The organism is Commensalibacter communis, from assembly GCF_947179015.1.
Classification (GTDB): Bacteria; Pseudomonadota; Alphaproteobacteria; order Acetobacterales; family Acetobacteraceae; genus Commensalibacter; species Commensalibacter communis.
The window spans coordinates 42,738-58,783 of sequence record NZ_CAMXCM010000007.1; the positions used below are offsets into that span (position 1 = coordinate 42,738).

A 16,046-nucleotide genomic window follows, 5' to 3' on the forward strand; every position below is an offset into this window, starting at 1 on the left:
AAACGATTTACTTTACCTGATCACATTTTAAATGAAATATAATTTAATTTAAGCACCATATAATATAATTATATGGTAGCGACGGGCGGATTTGAACCACCGACCAAGGGATTATGATTCCCCTGCTCTACCACTGAGCTACGCCGCCTTGATATAATCTAAAGACGAGCTTTAATTACTCTTGTTTCATATAGAAAGTCAAGCCTTTTTCACTCGTCTTTAAAATTATTTTTAATTGCTCTCTTCTTGCAATTTCTTTTTCGCTGCAACAGAGCGTGCAGGTCTGCCACGACGAGCTGGGCGAACAGGTGCTGGCTCGGCACTTTCTTCAGCAACGGCGGGGGCTTCAACAGGTTGTTCTGCAATAACTTCAACTGTTTCAACTACCACTTCTTCTGGTTGTGGTTGTGATTGTTCTTCAGACGAAGAAACAGCAGGCGTATTCTCACCAGAGTTTTCGGAATATCCACCATTATTATGATGTTGAGGGCGTTGTTGCTGGCGCTGTTGAGCAGATTGATTCATCATAATTAAGATACGAGAATAATGCTCGGCGTATTGAAAAAAACTCTCTGCAGCGACGCGATCCCCAGAACTTAAAGCATCACGACCATGTTGAAGATATTTTTCATGAAGCTGTTGAGCTGTTCCACGGATACGTGTATCTGGCCCGTTACTGTCGAAAACATGATTTCGATTAAATGAGGTCTGTCCATTTTGATGACGAGAACCCCCATTACCAGGTCGATGGTAACGGCTTCGCATACGTTTTGTATTCATAAGGTGTCGCTGTGCTTTCCTATTCGCAATAGCTTTAAATTTCGGAACTAAGTTCTGAAAAGTCACTATTTAAATGTCATAATAAAAATATGAATCTTTCAGTATATTAATTGATTTTCATTTGCGATTTCATCACAAAAACAATTAATTCACTTAACTCTAATTAGGTAATATCCATTATAATTATTTTACCTAGCAATTTTATAATTGCCACATCCTTGTATAAGGTTTAACGAGATAAAACAAGAGCCCTGATACAACCATTTAGGTCTTGTTGTTTTTTCACAACAGATAACCCTTTTAATAAAGCAATATTAGAAACCTCTATATCTTGCTTTATACCAAGCTCTAAAACCAATATACCACTATTTGATAATAAATCAATTGCCTGATTACAAATATATCGATACGCGTCCAAACCATCAACTCCGCCATCCAAAGCGGACATGGGCTCATATTGCTGTACCTCTGGCATTAACTCTAACAGCTCTTTTTTACGAATATATGGCGGGTTAGACAAAACCACATCAAATTCACCTTGCACAGCATCTGCCCAATTCCCTATTACAAATGAAGCTCTATCTTGTAGTTTACAATATTGGGCATTTTTATGTGCCAACAAAGCAGCTTGGGGGATTTTCTCAACCCCTACACCAAAAGCATTAGGATACTCAGATAATGCAGCCAATAATAGACATCCCGTTCCTGTTCCCAAGTCCAAAAAACGATAAGAGTTTTGACGATCTGGCAATAACTCCAATAATACTTCGATTAAAGACTCACTATCAGCCCTAGGAATCAGTGTTGCTGGGGAGACCGCTAAATCTAAACTCCAAAATCCTTGTTCGTTGACAATATAAGCAAAAGGCTCTCGCTTGCCACGCCTTGAAAAATATTGGCGGATTAATACAGGATCTATCAGCGTATTTTTATCCATCATGAAAATTTCAGTCATGCTTTTTTGTAGAGCTGCGGCAATGAGTAATTGAGCCTCTCGCCTCGGATCTTCTATCTCTGCAGCTTTCAAAAGCTGCTCACCTTCTTGTATTAATAATCCCAAAGAGGTTTGTGCATTTTGCATCATCATAAACTTTTAATATTTTAAATAAATGAATGAAAAAACAATCAAGTTATTTCGGAGTTGTGATAAACTATTTTAATCATCCGTGAACCATAACATAGATTGCATCATGACAAAAACTTCTAATAATAATTCAGATCAAAATCAGCATATTACTGACTATTTAACCTATTATATCAATAAAGAAGAACCCGCTGATTCAGCTATTTTATTAACAGGGTCATGGGGATGTGGCAAAACATATTATATTGACCAGTTTATTGCAAAAATAAATGCAGAAGAAAAGCAAAAAGCAGAAAAGGAACAACAAAAATATATCTTTAAAATGAGTGTGTTTGGTTTAAAAACGATTGCTGACCTGGACGATCAAATCAGTCAAGAAATCTGTTATTCTTTAGAACCTGGATTGGGACAAAGCGCAAGAATACTTGGAAAAACATTAGCTGTGGCAGGAACAGTATGGAATTGCTTTGATGTTCCAATTAAAATAAAACAAGATAAACTACAAGAGGCATCAAAGAACTTATCTAAAAAACTAGAAAAACTCTTATTTAGTAAAAACAAAAGCAATATTATTTTTGTCTTTGATGACCTAGAACGCACCGATATTCCTCTTAAAGAACTATTAGGTCATATTAATGCATTCGTTGAAAGAGATCATATCAAAGTCATCTTAATTGCCAACGAAGACGAGCTTACCAAAGAATTTACAAGACAAGAGCAAAAGGAAGAAACATCAGAAACCAAACCCTATACCAGTGAAGACGATCTTAAAAATCGTGAAATATATATAAAATTTAAAGAAAAAGTTATTAGTAAAACTTTTGAAGTTCAAAGCGATTTTGATGATACTTTGTCATACTTTATCCAAAATAACCCCTATCAAAACTTATTATTAGAGCATGACTATATTTTAAAAGAAGTCTATAAGACTCAAACCTCTATCAATCTTAGGCAGTTAAAACAAGCATTAGATGATTTTACGTATTTACTTGATAATTTAGAGGAAAAGCACCAACAACACCCTCAATTTGTCAAAGAATTAATTCGCACGTTTATAGGGGTAAAATTAGCAATCTATAGAAATGATTTAACCAAACAAATATTTGAAACATTACTCCCATCTTCAGAACCCCAAGAGGAATCAAATCCGTATGAGTTTAAACGAATAACAGACTCTTTAAGAGAAGCCGTACGAACACACTTACGCGAAACAAATAAAATCGATAACAAATTCAAAGACACCAGTAAAAAATATCAAATACAAACATGGTTATACTCATTGAGTATTTGGTTTGATATTCTTTTTACCAATAAAATGGCTAATATTACACAAGCTACCAATCAACTCATTTATTTTATACCCAAACTACAACAACCATTATGGATGCAATCCTATCATTTTCCTGCTCTGAGTGAAGAGGATTTTCAAAGTTTGTCACAACGATTAGTAAAAAATTTTTTATCTTTTAAACAAGAGCCTTTCTATGACTTGCTTCATATCATTCAACTCATGATTTCATGGTCTAATAATGGCTTGATCGATATTCACATAGAAACAATCAAATCAACCGCTCAAAAATCTTTGAATGAATTCACTCCTTATTGGATCGGTGAATGGCAGAATATATATAAAGGAGAATCTCTTAACTTCGAGTTCAACAACCAAACAGGATATGGTTATTATCTTGACGAAGATTTTACTTTTCAAGAAATATGGTCTTTATTTCGTAATAAACGAAAAGAAATTATAAAACATATCAAGAAAGAACAAGAAGAGGAGCAAATTACTTCTGTCCTACAAGCACTACATGAGGATACACGTGAAAAATCAATCAATCTATTATTGAACCCTAATATAATATGGAAACCTATTTTTCATAAAATTGAAAAAGAAAAACTTATTGATATTTTATTTGGACTAGATAACAATCAATTATTCAATTTTAATCAAATATTAAAACAACGTTATTTGACGAATGATAGGCTTAACAAGCAAGTTACATGTTTTTATATGACACCAGAATTCTTATTTTGGCATTATATAAAAGTGGCTATTGAAACACATATCGACGCAACAAAAGAATATTCTCAACCTTTGCAAAAGTATAACCTCAAACAATTATTGGAAACTATTCATGATATTATTGAAACAACTCAACCGTTTTTCATTACAGAATCACTAGATAAGAACAACTATGCCGATTTAGAGGAATATTTATGTAATTCAAGTCAATATACTCAGCAAGCTATTTTTGATAAACAAATCAAAGAAAGCTTCATGAATAGTTCCTATAGGTATGAAAAACATCAGATTGATGAATTACATAAAATTCTTATCAAACGTTACGATAGCTTATCCACGATTAATATTATCAAAACGGAATTTTCATTTTGGCAAGACATTATAATTCCTTTAAAAGATGATGATTGGTCTCCAAACTATATGATAGATAAAATCCAAGTACTCATTCAACAACTTGAACAGATTATAAAGCAAAAAACCTCATACTAAGCCTATAAGCCCAATATGAGGTATCGTATCATCATATCAAAATCATCGAACCTTACATTGCTTCTTCAGCAGCCAGTAATCTTGATTGTTCTTCTTGCGCCAAGCTGTCGACAACTTCATCAAGCTCGCCCAGCATAATACGATCAATTTTATGCAAGGTTAAATTGATCCGATGATCGGTTACGCGACCTTGTGGAAAGTTATAAGTACGAATACGTTCAGAACGATCACCCGTTCCGACCTGAGAACGACGATCTGCTGCACGATCAGCATGTAGTGAAGCACGTTGTTGTTCATACAAACGCGCACGCAAGATTTTCATCGCTTTGGCTTTATTCTTATGCTGGCTTTTTTCTTCCTGCATCGCCACTACGACACCCGAAGGCATATGGGTAATACGCACCGCACTCTCGGTTTTATTAACGTGCTGACCACCCGCACCAGAGGCACGATAGACATCAATACGCAAATCTTTTTCATCAATATCAACATCGACCTCTTCTGCTTCAGGCAATACCGCCACCGTCACAGTTGACGTATGAATACGCCCTTGGCTTTCTGTCGCAGGGACACGTTGCACACGATGAACGCCTGACTCATATTTTAATCGTGCAAATACGTTATTTCCAGAAATCGAAGCCATCGCTCCTTTGATCCCACCAACGCCTGTATCGTCATATTCCATGACCTCGAAACGCCAGCCATTCATATCCGAATATCGTTGATAGGCACCAAATAACTCAGCTGCAAATATCCCAGCTTCGTCGCCACCCGCAGCAGGACGAATTTCCAAGATAGCATTCCCTTCATCAGCTTTGTCTTTGGGAAGCATCGCCAACCGAATATCATGTCTTAACTGTGGTATTTGTTCATTTAATGATTCCAATTCAGCTTCGGCAAGATCTTTCATCTCGGGATCTTGTAACATTTCCTCAGCGGCTTTGGTTTCTTGTTCAGCATTACGCAACGCATGAACCAACTCAACAATTCTATTTAAGTCAGCATACTCACGAGACGCTTCCATAAATTCGTCACCTGAAATCTCAGTGGATAAAATATGTTGCAGCTCTTCTGAACGAGCAACAATTTTATCCAAACGATCATTAAAACTTACAGAAAATTCTTCAGAAGACATCGATTATTTCGCCAATTTCATTTTACAATGCGTAACAAGATCCGTTATTGCAACTTCAGCTTGCTCGCCAGAGATTAAGTCTTTTACTTGCACCACTTGTTTTTGTGCTTCGTCGTCACCGATTAATAATGCTAAGGGTGCATTTTGTTTATTTGCACGTTCCATTTGTTTGCGCAAGTTCCCTTTATAGGCAATCTCGGCATAAATACCATCATAACGCAACACTTGTAATGCAGAGAATGCAACATCATGCACTTCATTGGAAAGTGGAATGATAACGACAGGTGCGGCAACTTTTGGGCTTTCTTCTAGCAATAACGCCAAACGTTCAACCCCAGCTGCCCAACCGATTGATGGCACTGATGGGCCGCCCATTTCTTCAACCAGACCTTCATAACGTCCACCGGCCAAGACAGTACCTTGTGCACCTAATTTGGTGGTTACAAACTCGAACACCGTATGACTATAATAATCCAAGCCACGAACAATATAAGGATTTTCTTTGAACGGAATTTTAAACTGATCCAACGCCACTCTCAATTGATCCCAAAATGTCTGCGCTTCAGGAGTCATATGATCCTTTAATGCAGGGGCATTTGCTAATAATGCCCGATCTTCAGGCGATTTGCTGTCCAAAATACGTAGCGGATTTTTTTCCAAACGATTACGACTATCTTCTGATAACTGAGATTGAAAAGCTTGGAAATAAGAAATCAAAGCCTCTCTCCACGCTTTACGGCTAGCAATATCGCCCAGTGTATTCAACTCTAACACCACATCATCGGCAATACCAAGCTCACGCAGAATATGATATCCCATCGCAATCATTTCCGCATCAGCAAAAGGTGTGGAAGTTCCTAATAACTCGGCACCAATTTGATGAAATTGGCGATACCGTCCTTTTTGAGGACGCTCGTAGCGAAACATCGGCCCAGTATAAAAAGCCTTTTGTGGTAAAGACTGTGTTAGTCCATTTGTAACCAACGCACGACAAATCCCAGCGGTTCCCTCTGGGCGCAATGTTAATGAATCCCCTCCACGATCTTCAAAACAATACATTTCCTTGGAAACAACATCCGATGTTTCCCCCAAAGAACGTGCAAACACAGCCGTTTCTTCAAAAACAGGAGTAATCCACTCTTCAAACCCATATAAAGAAGTTACTTTTTTTGCAACTTGTATAACATGTTGATGACGTCTTGAATCTTCACCAATTAAATCATGCGTTCCACGAACGGGCTTTACCACACTCACGCTTTTTATCCTGCCTTATAGTTTATAAAATTATTTAGTTGTTGCTTTAGCTTTGGCTGCGGCTTTTTCAGCTTCAATCTCTGCTGCTTTTTTCTCTACCAATTCAACAATATGGTCAATCATATCTTCTGCAGGCACCGTATGATCCTGTTTACCCGCCATATACACCATATGACGACCAGAACCACCCCCCGTAACCCCAACGTCTGTCATGGTTGCTTCACCAGGACCATTAACCACACAGCCAATCACAGAGAGAGAAAGCGGTGTCTCAATATGAGCCAAACGTTCTTCAAGCTTAGCAACCGTTGGAATAACTTGGAATCCTTGGCGCGCACAAGATGGGCAAGAGACCACATGAACCCCACGATGACGCAACCCAAGACTTTTTAAGATATCCCAACCAACAGCAACCTCTTCCTCTGGTTCTGCAGATAATGAAACACGCATCGTGTCCCCAATTCCTGCCCATAGCAAAGAACCTAAACCAATCGAAGACTTCACGGTTCCTGCACGTTTACCACCCGCTTCGGTAATCCCAATATGTAAAGGATAGTCACATGCTTCAGATAGTTGACGATAAGATTCAACAGCCAAGAAAACGTCAGAAGCTTTCACACTAATTTTAAATTCACGAAAATCATTATCTTCTAATATCTTTGCGTGCTCTAATGCACTTTCGACCAGCGCATCAGGGTTAGGCTCACCATATTTTTCCAACAAATGCTTTTCTAAAGATCCAGCATTCACCCCAATACGGATGGAGCAGTTATAATCTTTTGCAGCTTTAATCACATCACGTACGCGTTCTGCACTGCCAATATTACCAGGATTAATGCGCAAACATGCAGCCCCTGCTTTAGCAGCTTCAATTGCTCTTTTATAATGGAAATGAATATCGGCAACAATCGGCACATTTACATTTTGAACGATTTCTTTTAATGCTGCTGTGCTTGCTTCATCCGGGCAAGAAACACGAACAATATCCACACCCACTTTTTCTGCACGTTTAATTTGTGCAATGGTTGCTTTGGCATCACTGGTCAACGTGTTCGTCATTGTTTGTACGCTGATCGGTGCATCACCACCAACGGGTACAGATCCAACATGAATCTGACGAGTTTTATTGCGTTCGATATGCTGATATGGGCGTAAACTCATTTAACTCTAATCTCCAAAATGATCTTTAAATATATCAAATAATCCAAAAAATTCGCTATATAATCCTATTTACCAGTCTATTTATTATAAGTATTCCTTACCGAAACTACAATTCTTCTTCACGATATCCTCAACGATTAAGTTGCTTTGCGTTTAGATCATCTGCAGATACATCATGGTTAGAACGAGTAGCAGGTTTTGATACGACAGGCTTTTTATTTCTAGTTACCACGTTGTTAGATACGGGTTTATCCGCAATTTTCTCATCAGATGGGTGTAATAATTTGTCTATTTTGAATGAATCTAAAACAAATCGACGTAATGTTTTACCCTTTTTCCCCAAAGGCGATGATTGTATTTCACCTTTCTGTAAAACAACAACACCAGGATTTCCAATCGTCATAATGACTTCATCTTTGTCACTAGGGACCTGCCAAGTTTCATCTGTTTTCAAGACTTTTTGGTATAAAACATGCCCTTCTTTATCTTTGATTTGCAACCAACTTGGAGCAATTGCCTTAATCATCAAAGGCTGTTCTGGTTGTTTCGCTTCAGCCGCTGCTACATCTTTGTTATCAGGAGCAGACGGTGGTGATGATGTTGGCTCTGTTGGTTGCTGTGGCTGCTGCGGTAATGCAGTAGCGGGCTGTTGGTTTGTCACAGGCGCATTAGATGTGGTATTTGCTTCGACATGTTGATTATCCTGAGATAATGGAGCTGGATGATCCGTCGGCATAATAGAGGCTATTTGCGGAGAGATTTGTTGAGTTGTTCCGCTATTTTGCTCAGCTTGAGTTGGCGGTGATGGAATAACTTCTGGCGGGGCTTGATGATGGTCGGACATTTTATACCAACCAATATAAGCACCAACCATAATGATAAGACTAACAAATACAATAACAGCTGCTGGGACACCGCTCTGTGGAACGGGTGCTGGAAACATCAGCTGTTGTTTTTCAGAATTGCCCTTATTTTCTTGTCGGAATTGCTTTACTAGCACATCACTATCGAGATTCAACAATTCAGCATAAGCACGTAAGAAACCAGAAGCATAAGCAATTCCGGGCAATTGATCGATACGCCCATCCTCTAATGCTTTTAAAAACACCAAACGAATACGTAACCGTTGAGAAACTTCTTCAAGGCTTAATCCTTGCTCTTCTCTACGTGTTTTAAGTGTATCCCCAATATTTTTATCAGAATATAGCTGGTTCAAGTCGCTCATGCTTCTTTCAACCTAAGGTTAATTATGAATGTTTAATCCGTTGACGTCTGACCACCAAAGCGTCAACCGCTTGTTTTACGAGAGTATGAATAATTGTTTCTACTGGCAATATTTCTTTAACCATTCCAACTGATTGACCTGCCATCACGGAACCATTTTCGATATCTCCATCCTTAACTGCACGTCGCAAAGCACCCGCCCAAAAATGTTCAATGTCTAGTTGAGCTTCTTCCTTACTGACTTCTTGACGTTGATATTTTTGAATGATGGCTGCTTGATGTTTCATAAATTCTTTAGTGCCTTGATTGGCCAACGCACGAACAGGAATTACGGGAAAAGAATCATCAATTTGGACAGTCGTAATTGCATCACGAGCTGCGGCCCTAACAAAAGCCTTTTTAAAATTTTCGTGAGCTTGACTTTCAACAGACGCTGCAAAAACAGTACCTAATTGCGCTCCAGATGCTCCCATTTCAAGATAAGATAAAATCGCATCTCCACGTCCAAGCCCTCCAGCAATAAATACTGGCACCTCACGAATAACAGGCAATATCTCCTGAGCTAACACTGTCAAAGAAACGGGACCAACATGTCCACCAGCCTCAGCCCCTTCAATCACAATAGCATCTGCACCCATTTTAATTAACCGTTTTGCCAAAACCAAAGCAGGTGCAAAAGCAACGACTTGAGCACCACCATCTTTGATTTTTTTTATTGCAGCACCCGAGGGGACACCACCAGCTAAAACAATATGCTTGACGTGTAATTTCAAACAAACATCAATCAGCTCATTTAACTGAGGATGCATTGTAATTAAGTTAACGCCAAAAGGCTTGGTTGTCATGGCTTGTGTGCCAGCGATTTCTGCTTCTAACAATGTAGGATCCATTGCCCCACAAGCAATAACACCAAAACCACCAGCATTCGAAATGGCGGAAACAAGATTACGTTCGCTGACCCAAGACATTGCCCCGCCCAAAATAGCAACTTCACTGCCTAAAAACTCGGTTCCTCTGCTCCACAAAGAAGCAAGTTCGCTTTGTGCATCTTTATCTAAGTCCGTCACATCAACAGCATTATGTTGCATTATTGGGCATCCAATCCATAAGCAGTATGTAAAGCACGAACAGCAAGTTCTACATATTCAGCAGCAACCAACACAGACACTTTTATTTCACTGGTAGAAATCACTTGAACATTAATTGATCGCTCTGCCAATGTTTTAAACATTGTATTTGCAACCCCAGTATGGGAACGCATTCCAATACCAACAACGCTGATTTTTACAACATCATCATCGGTTAACATTTCTGCAAAACCAATCTTTTCTTTTTCACGCTCTAGAATTTGTTGAACATTTAACAAATCCGTCTTGGGAACTGTAAAAGTCATATCTGTTTTTTGATTACTACCACTGCTTTGAACAATCATATCAACATTTACATTTTCACGTGCCAAGGGGGCAAAGACAGATGCTGCAATGCCAGGATGATCGGGAATATCTTTAATAACAACTTTAGCTTCATTTAAAGAATATGCAATACCAGTAACTTGTTCTTTTTCCATAATTTCATCCTCACTTACAACCAAAGATCCAGGCAGCGAATTTTCCATTGGCGCTGGATTATCATCAAAACTTGATAACACCTGGACGCGAACCTGCTCTTTCATCGCCAATTCTACACTACGCGTTTGTAACACTTTTGCCCCAACGGAAGCTAACTCTAACATTTCCTCATAAGCAATCGCAGGAATGCGCTTTGCTTTTTTAACTATTCTTGGGTCTGTTGTGTAAATTCCATCAACATCTGTATAAATATCGCAACGTGTTGCCTGCATACTTGCTGCCAAAGCAACCGCTGATGTATCTGATCCGCCTCTACCTAGGGTTGCAACGCGTCCATTTTCATCAACCCCCTGAAATCCCGCAACCACTGGCACAACACCTGATTGCATACATTCAATGAGCTTAGACGAATCGATAGATTGAATTCTTGCCTTACTATGTGCATCATCGGTCAGGATCGGTATTTGCCATCCAGCCCACGAACGTGATTGAACACCAAGATTTTGCAACGCGATTGCCAATAATCCACTGGTTACTTGTTCACCCGTGGCAACAATTGAATCATACTCACAAGGGTCAAACAAAGGATTTAAAGACTCACAATAACCAACCAACTGGTTCGTGACACCAGACATCGCAGAAACTACAACCGTTACTTCACATCCGGCATCAACTTGTTTTTTTACCGTTTTTGCAACATTGCGAATTCGATCCAGATCGGCAACAGAGGTTCCACCAAACTTCATTACTATTCTAGGGGCACTAAGAGGCATAAAAAGCAAACTCCGCAATCATTATTTTCATTATTACTCTTTACATAATGAAAATATAAACTTTATGTATTGAAAATATCGTTAACTGAATACTTAACCTAGTTATAATTGATAATCAAACTATTGACTTCTTTTTTTGTTTATAATTTGATTAATTTTACTTGACGACCCTGTGAAAGGCCACATTATGTCCACCGTTACACCACATGATCCAGACAATCAAAAGAATTCTGTAAAAGAGGATGAAATTAATCGATTTAATGCCATTGCGAGTGAATGGTGGAATCGAACAGGCCCAATGAGCCCACTCCATGAAATGAATGCACTTCGGGTCGAGTGGATCCAACAATTTTTAAAATCATATCCCCTTGATCCTAACCGACCTATTCTCGATATTGGTTGTGGGGTTGGGATAGCCAGTGAGGGTCTTGCTTCTTTGGGATATAATATATTGGGTGTTGATGCAGGAAAAGAGGTGATCCAAGCTGCACAACATCATCTGGATACCATTCCCCTTCCACCTAAGAGTGGTCATATTACGTATCGTGTAGGAACCATCGAAGCGCTTGTGGAAGAAAAACAACAATATCAGGTCATTACCGCTTTGGAGCTACTCGAACACGTTAATGACCCAGAACAATTCGTGCAAAATATTTCTGCACTTTTAACCGACAATGGGATCGCGTTTCTATCAACAATTAACCGTAACATTCCCTCTTTTCTATTCGCCAAAGTCGGTGCAGAATATTTAACCCGCAAACTACCAATTGGAACACATAGTTGGAAGCAATTTATTACACCTGCTGAACTTGGAAAGATGGCGCATCATGCAGGATTACGCGTTGTCGACATGGCTGGTTTAGCAATGAGGCCTAATGGGTGGAAAATCTCACAAAATGTAAAGATTAACTATATGGTTTGCTTGTCTAAAATATAGAACTTAACAAAACTAAAAACATTCAAGTGTAATAACTTGAATGTTTTTTTAATCTATCTTTAGGCGTTATTAATTACTTCTGATCGACATCCTGGAATTTGCAAAATTGTTTTAATAACATGTTGATGTGAAATCCCTTTCGTACATTCAAACTGACGAGGTGTATTCTGATGTTTAGGACAATATAAATAGTTACTATGATCAAACTGATACCGAACGTCATTCCAACAGCTATTACAAACGTGAGTACTAAAGACACGATAAGGCGTATCAAACTCAGTCGATGGATGAGTAAAACCAGAAATGATCACGACAGGAATACCAGCCCCCCATGCCAACCATGCTAAACCAGAAGATAATCCAACGAAGAATTCCGCATGCTTTAACCAACGTGCTCTTTCTGCCAAAGAACGATTTCCTGTTTGATCCTCTGCACCATTAGGAATATAGTTCCAAACCAAATCACGGCCAAAAACGGCCTCTTTATCAATACAAATAACACGATACCCAACTGACTTTAGGAACTTAATTACATGATACCATCCAAAAGGATTGTTCCAATATTTGCATTGTGTTGAAGCTTGAGAAGCAATAACAACATATGGCTCTTCTATCGGCCTTGTATCATCACTATATGTAAGTTTTGGAGGCTCTTCTGTTGGATCCACTCCTAAAATATAACCTGCAGTACGATGTAATCCAACTTGTCTAAAGTCCTCAGGTTGCCAATGATTATCTTCGTCTTTAAAGAATAATCCTATGTAATAAGAGGCATAATAAGGATCTTTTGGCTCTTTTTTCGCATATTCTATAGCATCGACAAATTTAATTTCGGGATAAGATTTTTCAAATAGCTCAATCAACGGCAAAGCAATCGCAAGTGTCAAGTTACAGCGATGCTTTTTTCTAAATTTCTCAGCATAAGGCATCCATCCTAAGGAATCCCCTAGAGATCCTACTGGAAAAACAATTAGTACATCCTTATTTTCAGCATTATACTGGTGAGTAAAGACATCTTCGATTTTCCCATTTTTAAGAATCTTTGAAACTGTAATTCTTCCATTTAAAAAATGATGTTTTGCTGTGGCAGCATGCCCTACATCAAAACAGGGCTGATCTAATAGCGCAACCTCTGTATCCAGATCATATAACTGAATACGCCAACCTTCACCTTCCGCTGGCTTTGGAACTGAAACACGCATCGCAAAATTAAAGTCAAAAGCAATTCCTGAACCTGCATCTTGAGTAGGATTTAGTGGTGGTTGAACTAAACTTCCTTCTGTATTTGATTGTGGCTGAGCTGAACCAACAGAATCTTCTGGCGTGGATTGATTAGAAACATTGCTTTCCCCACCGATCTGAGGAGAAAACCTTTTAGCGAGATCTTCAATAATAGGCTGGGTTGTAGAATCTTCTTTTGTTGCCTGTAAATTTGATGTTTCAGTTGAGTCAAGCGTTTCTTTTTCTTCGCGTGTTTTTAATTTAATACGTTCAAAGCCTTCAACTTTAACTTTAGGATCTTCACTCATTCTCTATTCCCTCTTAACTTTTATAATTATGTAAAACTACGATACAGTTACACTTATTTGATTAGCTAACAAATTACATAAATCATTATAATTTTGACACGCAACCATAAATTCAGATGGATCAATCTGAATATGAAAATATGATTCAAAATCACGCCGTAAATTGAGCAACAATTCCGAATCTACCTCCCTATTCACTAGCTTTTCACGCGTTAGCTCTTTCACATCCTCATCCCACTCTTTTGTTGCATCTGCAATCCATTTTTCCACTTCAACCCGAGCCTGCTCATATGTCAAAGGTGGAGGAAGATCAGGAACCTCATAATCAAATCGTTTAATAACAGGCAAAGCATTTTCGTTCAAGGCTTTACGCGTTCTAGCAATTTGTGCCTTACCACTTGGGGTTTTTAATACCCCACCTGGTCGTGTCAGCACAATTGTTTTTGGCCAAATATCATAAGTTTTAGTAATGATTTCATAGGCTATTTGAGCAATTGTATCAAATGAACCTACTGGTTTTTTAATTAACTCTATGATGACAGTAATTGATACAGGATCTTCTAAATCAGCAAGGAAAAATGCTGTTGCATTTGGACGAATATCCGAACATGCTGCTTCTAAAACACCACTGACATCATCTGGGTCATAAGTTTTTCCACGTAAGGTAATCACGTTACTAATTCGTCCAGAAAAGAACAAATTGTCATTTAATAAAAAACCTAAATCGCCAGTTCGTAAATAGGATTCATTTTGCCCTATGATTTTTGCGTGGAAAATTTCTTCCGTCTCTTCTGGCCTATTCAGATACCCTTTCGCAATACTTGGACCTGTGATCCATATTTCCCCAACACGCCCGTTTCTAAGAGGCATATTTGTCTCTGGGTCAACAATCACAACCTTTTGGTCTTCTAACGATGTCCCACAGGAGATTAGCTCTCTTCGATCAAATTTATTAATACTTGGCCATGCAAAACCAGCCATTAATGCACTTCTTGAAAAACTTCTAAATTTAGGTAAAACACGTCGTTGTGTTCTGGTGGCTGTTAAAGTGGCCTCTGCCAAACCATACCCGAAAACTAAATGACGCGCCTTGAACCCAACCGCAGAAAATTTTCGGCAAAAACGCTGCATAATATCAGCTTGCGCGGTATCAGCGCCGTTTAAAGCCAACTCCCAAGAAGATAAATCAAGATGCTGCATTTCCTCATCAGTGACCTCTTTTGTGCACAAATTATATGCAAATGTAGGCCCTCCAGACATGCCGACTTTGTATCGTGACAAGGCCTGTAACCAACGTGCTGGTTTTTCAATAAAATATTTGGGTGGTAATAACATACATTCCCCACCGCACCCTATTGCCAGCAAAACGCAACCAATCAACCCCATATCATGTGCTAAAGGCAGCCAACTAAGACCACTATATTTTTCATCTAAATATTCATAGCTCTTAGCTTGATGACGAAGATTAAAAATCAGGTTACGATGTGTTAGCTCTATTCCCCTCGTATTTCTTGTTGTTCCAGAAGTATATTGAATAAAAGCAACATCATGATTATTACCTCTGATTGCGATTTTATTTTTTGCGTTAAATAAAACCTCTAAAGGCACCCAAATAGGCTTACAATTTAATTCTTTGTGGCTGGCTTTATAATCAGCCAAAATTTTGCGTGGACCAATAATGAGCTTTGGCTGCACATCATTTGCAACCATCTCAAACCGTTCATCACTGCGCATGACATCAATATGGACACCAGACGCAGGAATCATACCCGCGTAAATACATCCAAAAAATGCAGAAATATAGTTTAAATCATTATCACATAAGAGGAGGACACGATCCCCCTCCTTGCCAAAATGATGTAATCCAGCAGCGATCGTGGCAGCAAGATCATTCAACTGAGTACTTGTTAAATGATCTACAATATTGCAATCCCCATCTAATAAGGAATACAAGACCATAGATGGGGAAAGTTTGGCACGATGTTGTAACATATCGACCAAAGTCGCTGTGTGCCAATCAACAATGCCATATACTTTACATGCCCAATCTTCCTCGGAAACATCTGGAACAATAAGAGCCATACTGTAT

12 protein-coding genes and 1 tRNA gene are annotated in these 16,046 nt (G+C 38.6%); 2 read left to right on the plus strand and 11 right to left on the minus strand.

The window, feature by feature from the left end:
* Window positions 1–73 precede the first annotated feature (73 nt).
* From PQG54_RS10180 to prmC, 3 genes are all read right to left on the minus strand, one after another.
* A tRNA-Met gene (locus PQG54_RS10180) sits at window positions 74–148 on the minus strand.
* Between the two features lie 83 nt (window positions 149–231).
* Complete coding sequence (locus PQG54_RS10185; RefSeq protein ID WP_271790419.1) at window positions 232–780, minus strand: DUF4167 domain-containing protein; 549 nt, start codon at window positions 778–780, stop codon at window positions 232–234.
* Between the two features lie 229 nt (window positions 781–1,009).
* Window positions 1,010–1,861, minus strand: coding sequence for a peptide chain release factor N(5)-glutamine methyltransferase (gene prmC, locus PQG54_RS10190; protein ID WP_271790477.1), 852 nt, complete (start codon window positions 1,859–1,861; stop codon window positions 1,010–1,012).
* Between the two features lie 109 nt (window positions 1,862–1,970).
* Between prmC and PQG54_RS10195 the strand changes: the two genes are divergently transcribed.
* Entirely contained in the window at window positions 1,971–4,376 is a 2,406-nt protein-coding gene (locus PQG54_RS10195) for a P-loop NTPase fold protein (protein ID WP_271790418.1), read from the plus strand.
* 52 nt (window positions 4,377–4,428) lie between these two features.
* Here the strand turns inward: PQG54_RS10195 and prfA are convergent, their stop codons facing one another.
* The 6 genes from prfA to PQG54_RS10225 form a co-directional block, all read right to left on the minus strand.
* Window positions 4,429–5,511: a peptide chain release factor 1 gene (gene prfA / locus PQG54_RS10200; protein ID WP_271790417.1), complete on the minus strand. Its 1,083-nt coding sequence runs from the start codon at window positions 5,509–5,511 to the stop codon at window positions 4,429–4,431.
* A gap of 3 nt (window positions 5,512–5,514) precedes the next feature.
* Window positions 5,515–6,765, minus strand: a complete 1,251-nt coding sequence (gene hisS / locus PQG54_RS10205; protein ID WP_271790416.1) for a histidine--tRNA ligase — start codon at window positions 6,763–6,765, stop codon at window positions 5,515–5,517.
* Window positions 6,766–6,795: 30 nt separating this feature from the next.
* Entirely contained in the window at window positions 6,796–7,926 is a 1,131-nt protein-coding gene (ispG, locus tag PQG54_RS10210) for a flavodoxin-dependent (E)-4-hydroxy-3-methylbut-2-enyl-diphosphate synthase (protein WP_271790415.1), read from the minus strand.
* Window positions 7,927–8,056: 130 nt separating this feature from the next.
* Complete coding sequence (locus PQG54_RS10215) at window positions 8,057–9,151, minus strand: helix-turn-helix domain-containing protein (protein WP_271790414.1); 1,095 nt, start codon at window positions 9,149–9,151, stop codon at window positions 8,057–8,059.
* A 22-nt stretch (window positions 9,152–9,173) separates the two neighbouring features.
* Window positions 9,174–10,238: an NAD(P)H-dependent flavin oxidoreductase gene (locus tag PQG54_RS10220; protein WP_271790413.1), complete on the minus strand. Its 1,065-nt coding sequence runs from the start codon at window positions 10,236–10,238 to the stop codon at window positions 9,174–9,176.
* Complete coding sequence (locus PQG54_RS10225) at window positions 10,238–11,491, minus strand: aspartate kinase (RefSeq protein WP_271790412.1); 1,254 nt, start codon at window positions 11,489–11,491, stop codon at window positions 10,238–10,240. Before PQG54_RS10225 ends, PQG54_RS10220 begins: the two co-directional genes overlap by 1 nt.
* 187 nt (window positions 11,492–11,678) lie before the next feature.
* Here PQG54_RS10225 and ubiG point away from each other — a divergent pair, with 187 nt between their 5' ends.
* Window positions 11,679–12,428, plus strand: coding sequence for a bifunctional 2-polyprenyl-6-hydroxyphenol methylase/3-demethylubiquinol 3-O-methyltransferase UbiG (gene ubiG / locus PQG54_RS10230; RefSeq protein WP_271790411.1), 750 nt, complete (start codon window positions 11,679–11,681; stop codon window positions 12,426–12,428).
* A 59-nt stretch (window positions 12,429–12,487) separates the two neighbouring features.
* Here ubiG and PQG54_RS10235 read toward each other — a convergent pair whose 3' ends face one another.
* Entirely contained in the window at window positions 12,488–13,957 is a 1,470-nt protein-coding gene (locus PQG54_RS10235) for an autotransporter strand-loop-strand O-heptosyltransferase (protein ID WP_271790410.1), read from the minus strand.
* Between the two features lie 36 nt (window positions 13,958–13,993).
* Window positions 13,994–16,039 carry a fatty acyl-AMP ligase gene (locus PQG54_RS10240; RefSeq protein ID WP_271790409.1) on the minus strand — a complete coding sequence of 682 codons (2,046 nt, stop codon included), beginning with the start codon at window positions 16,037–16,039 and terminating at the stop codon, window positions 13,994–13,996.
* Window positions 16,040–16,046 lie beyond the last annotated feature (7 nt).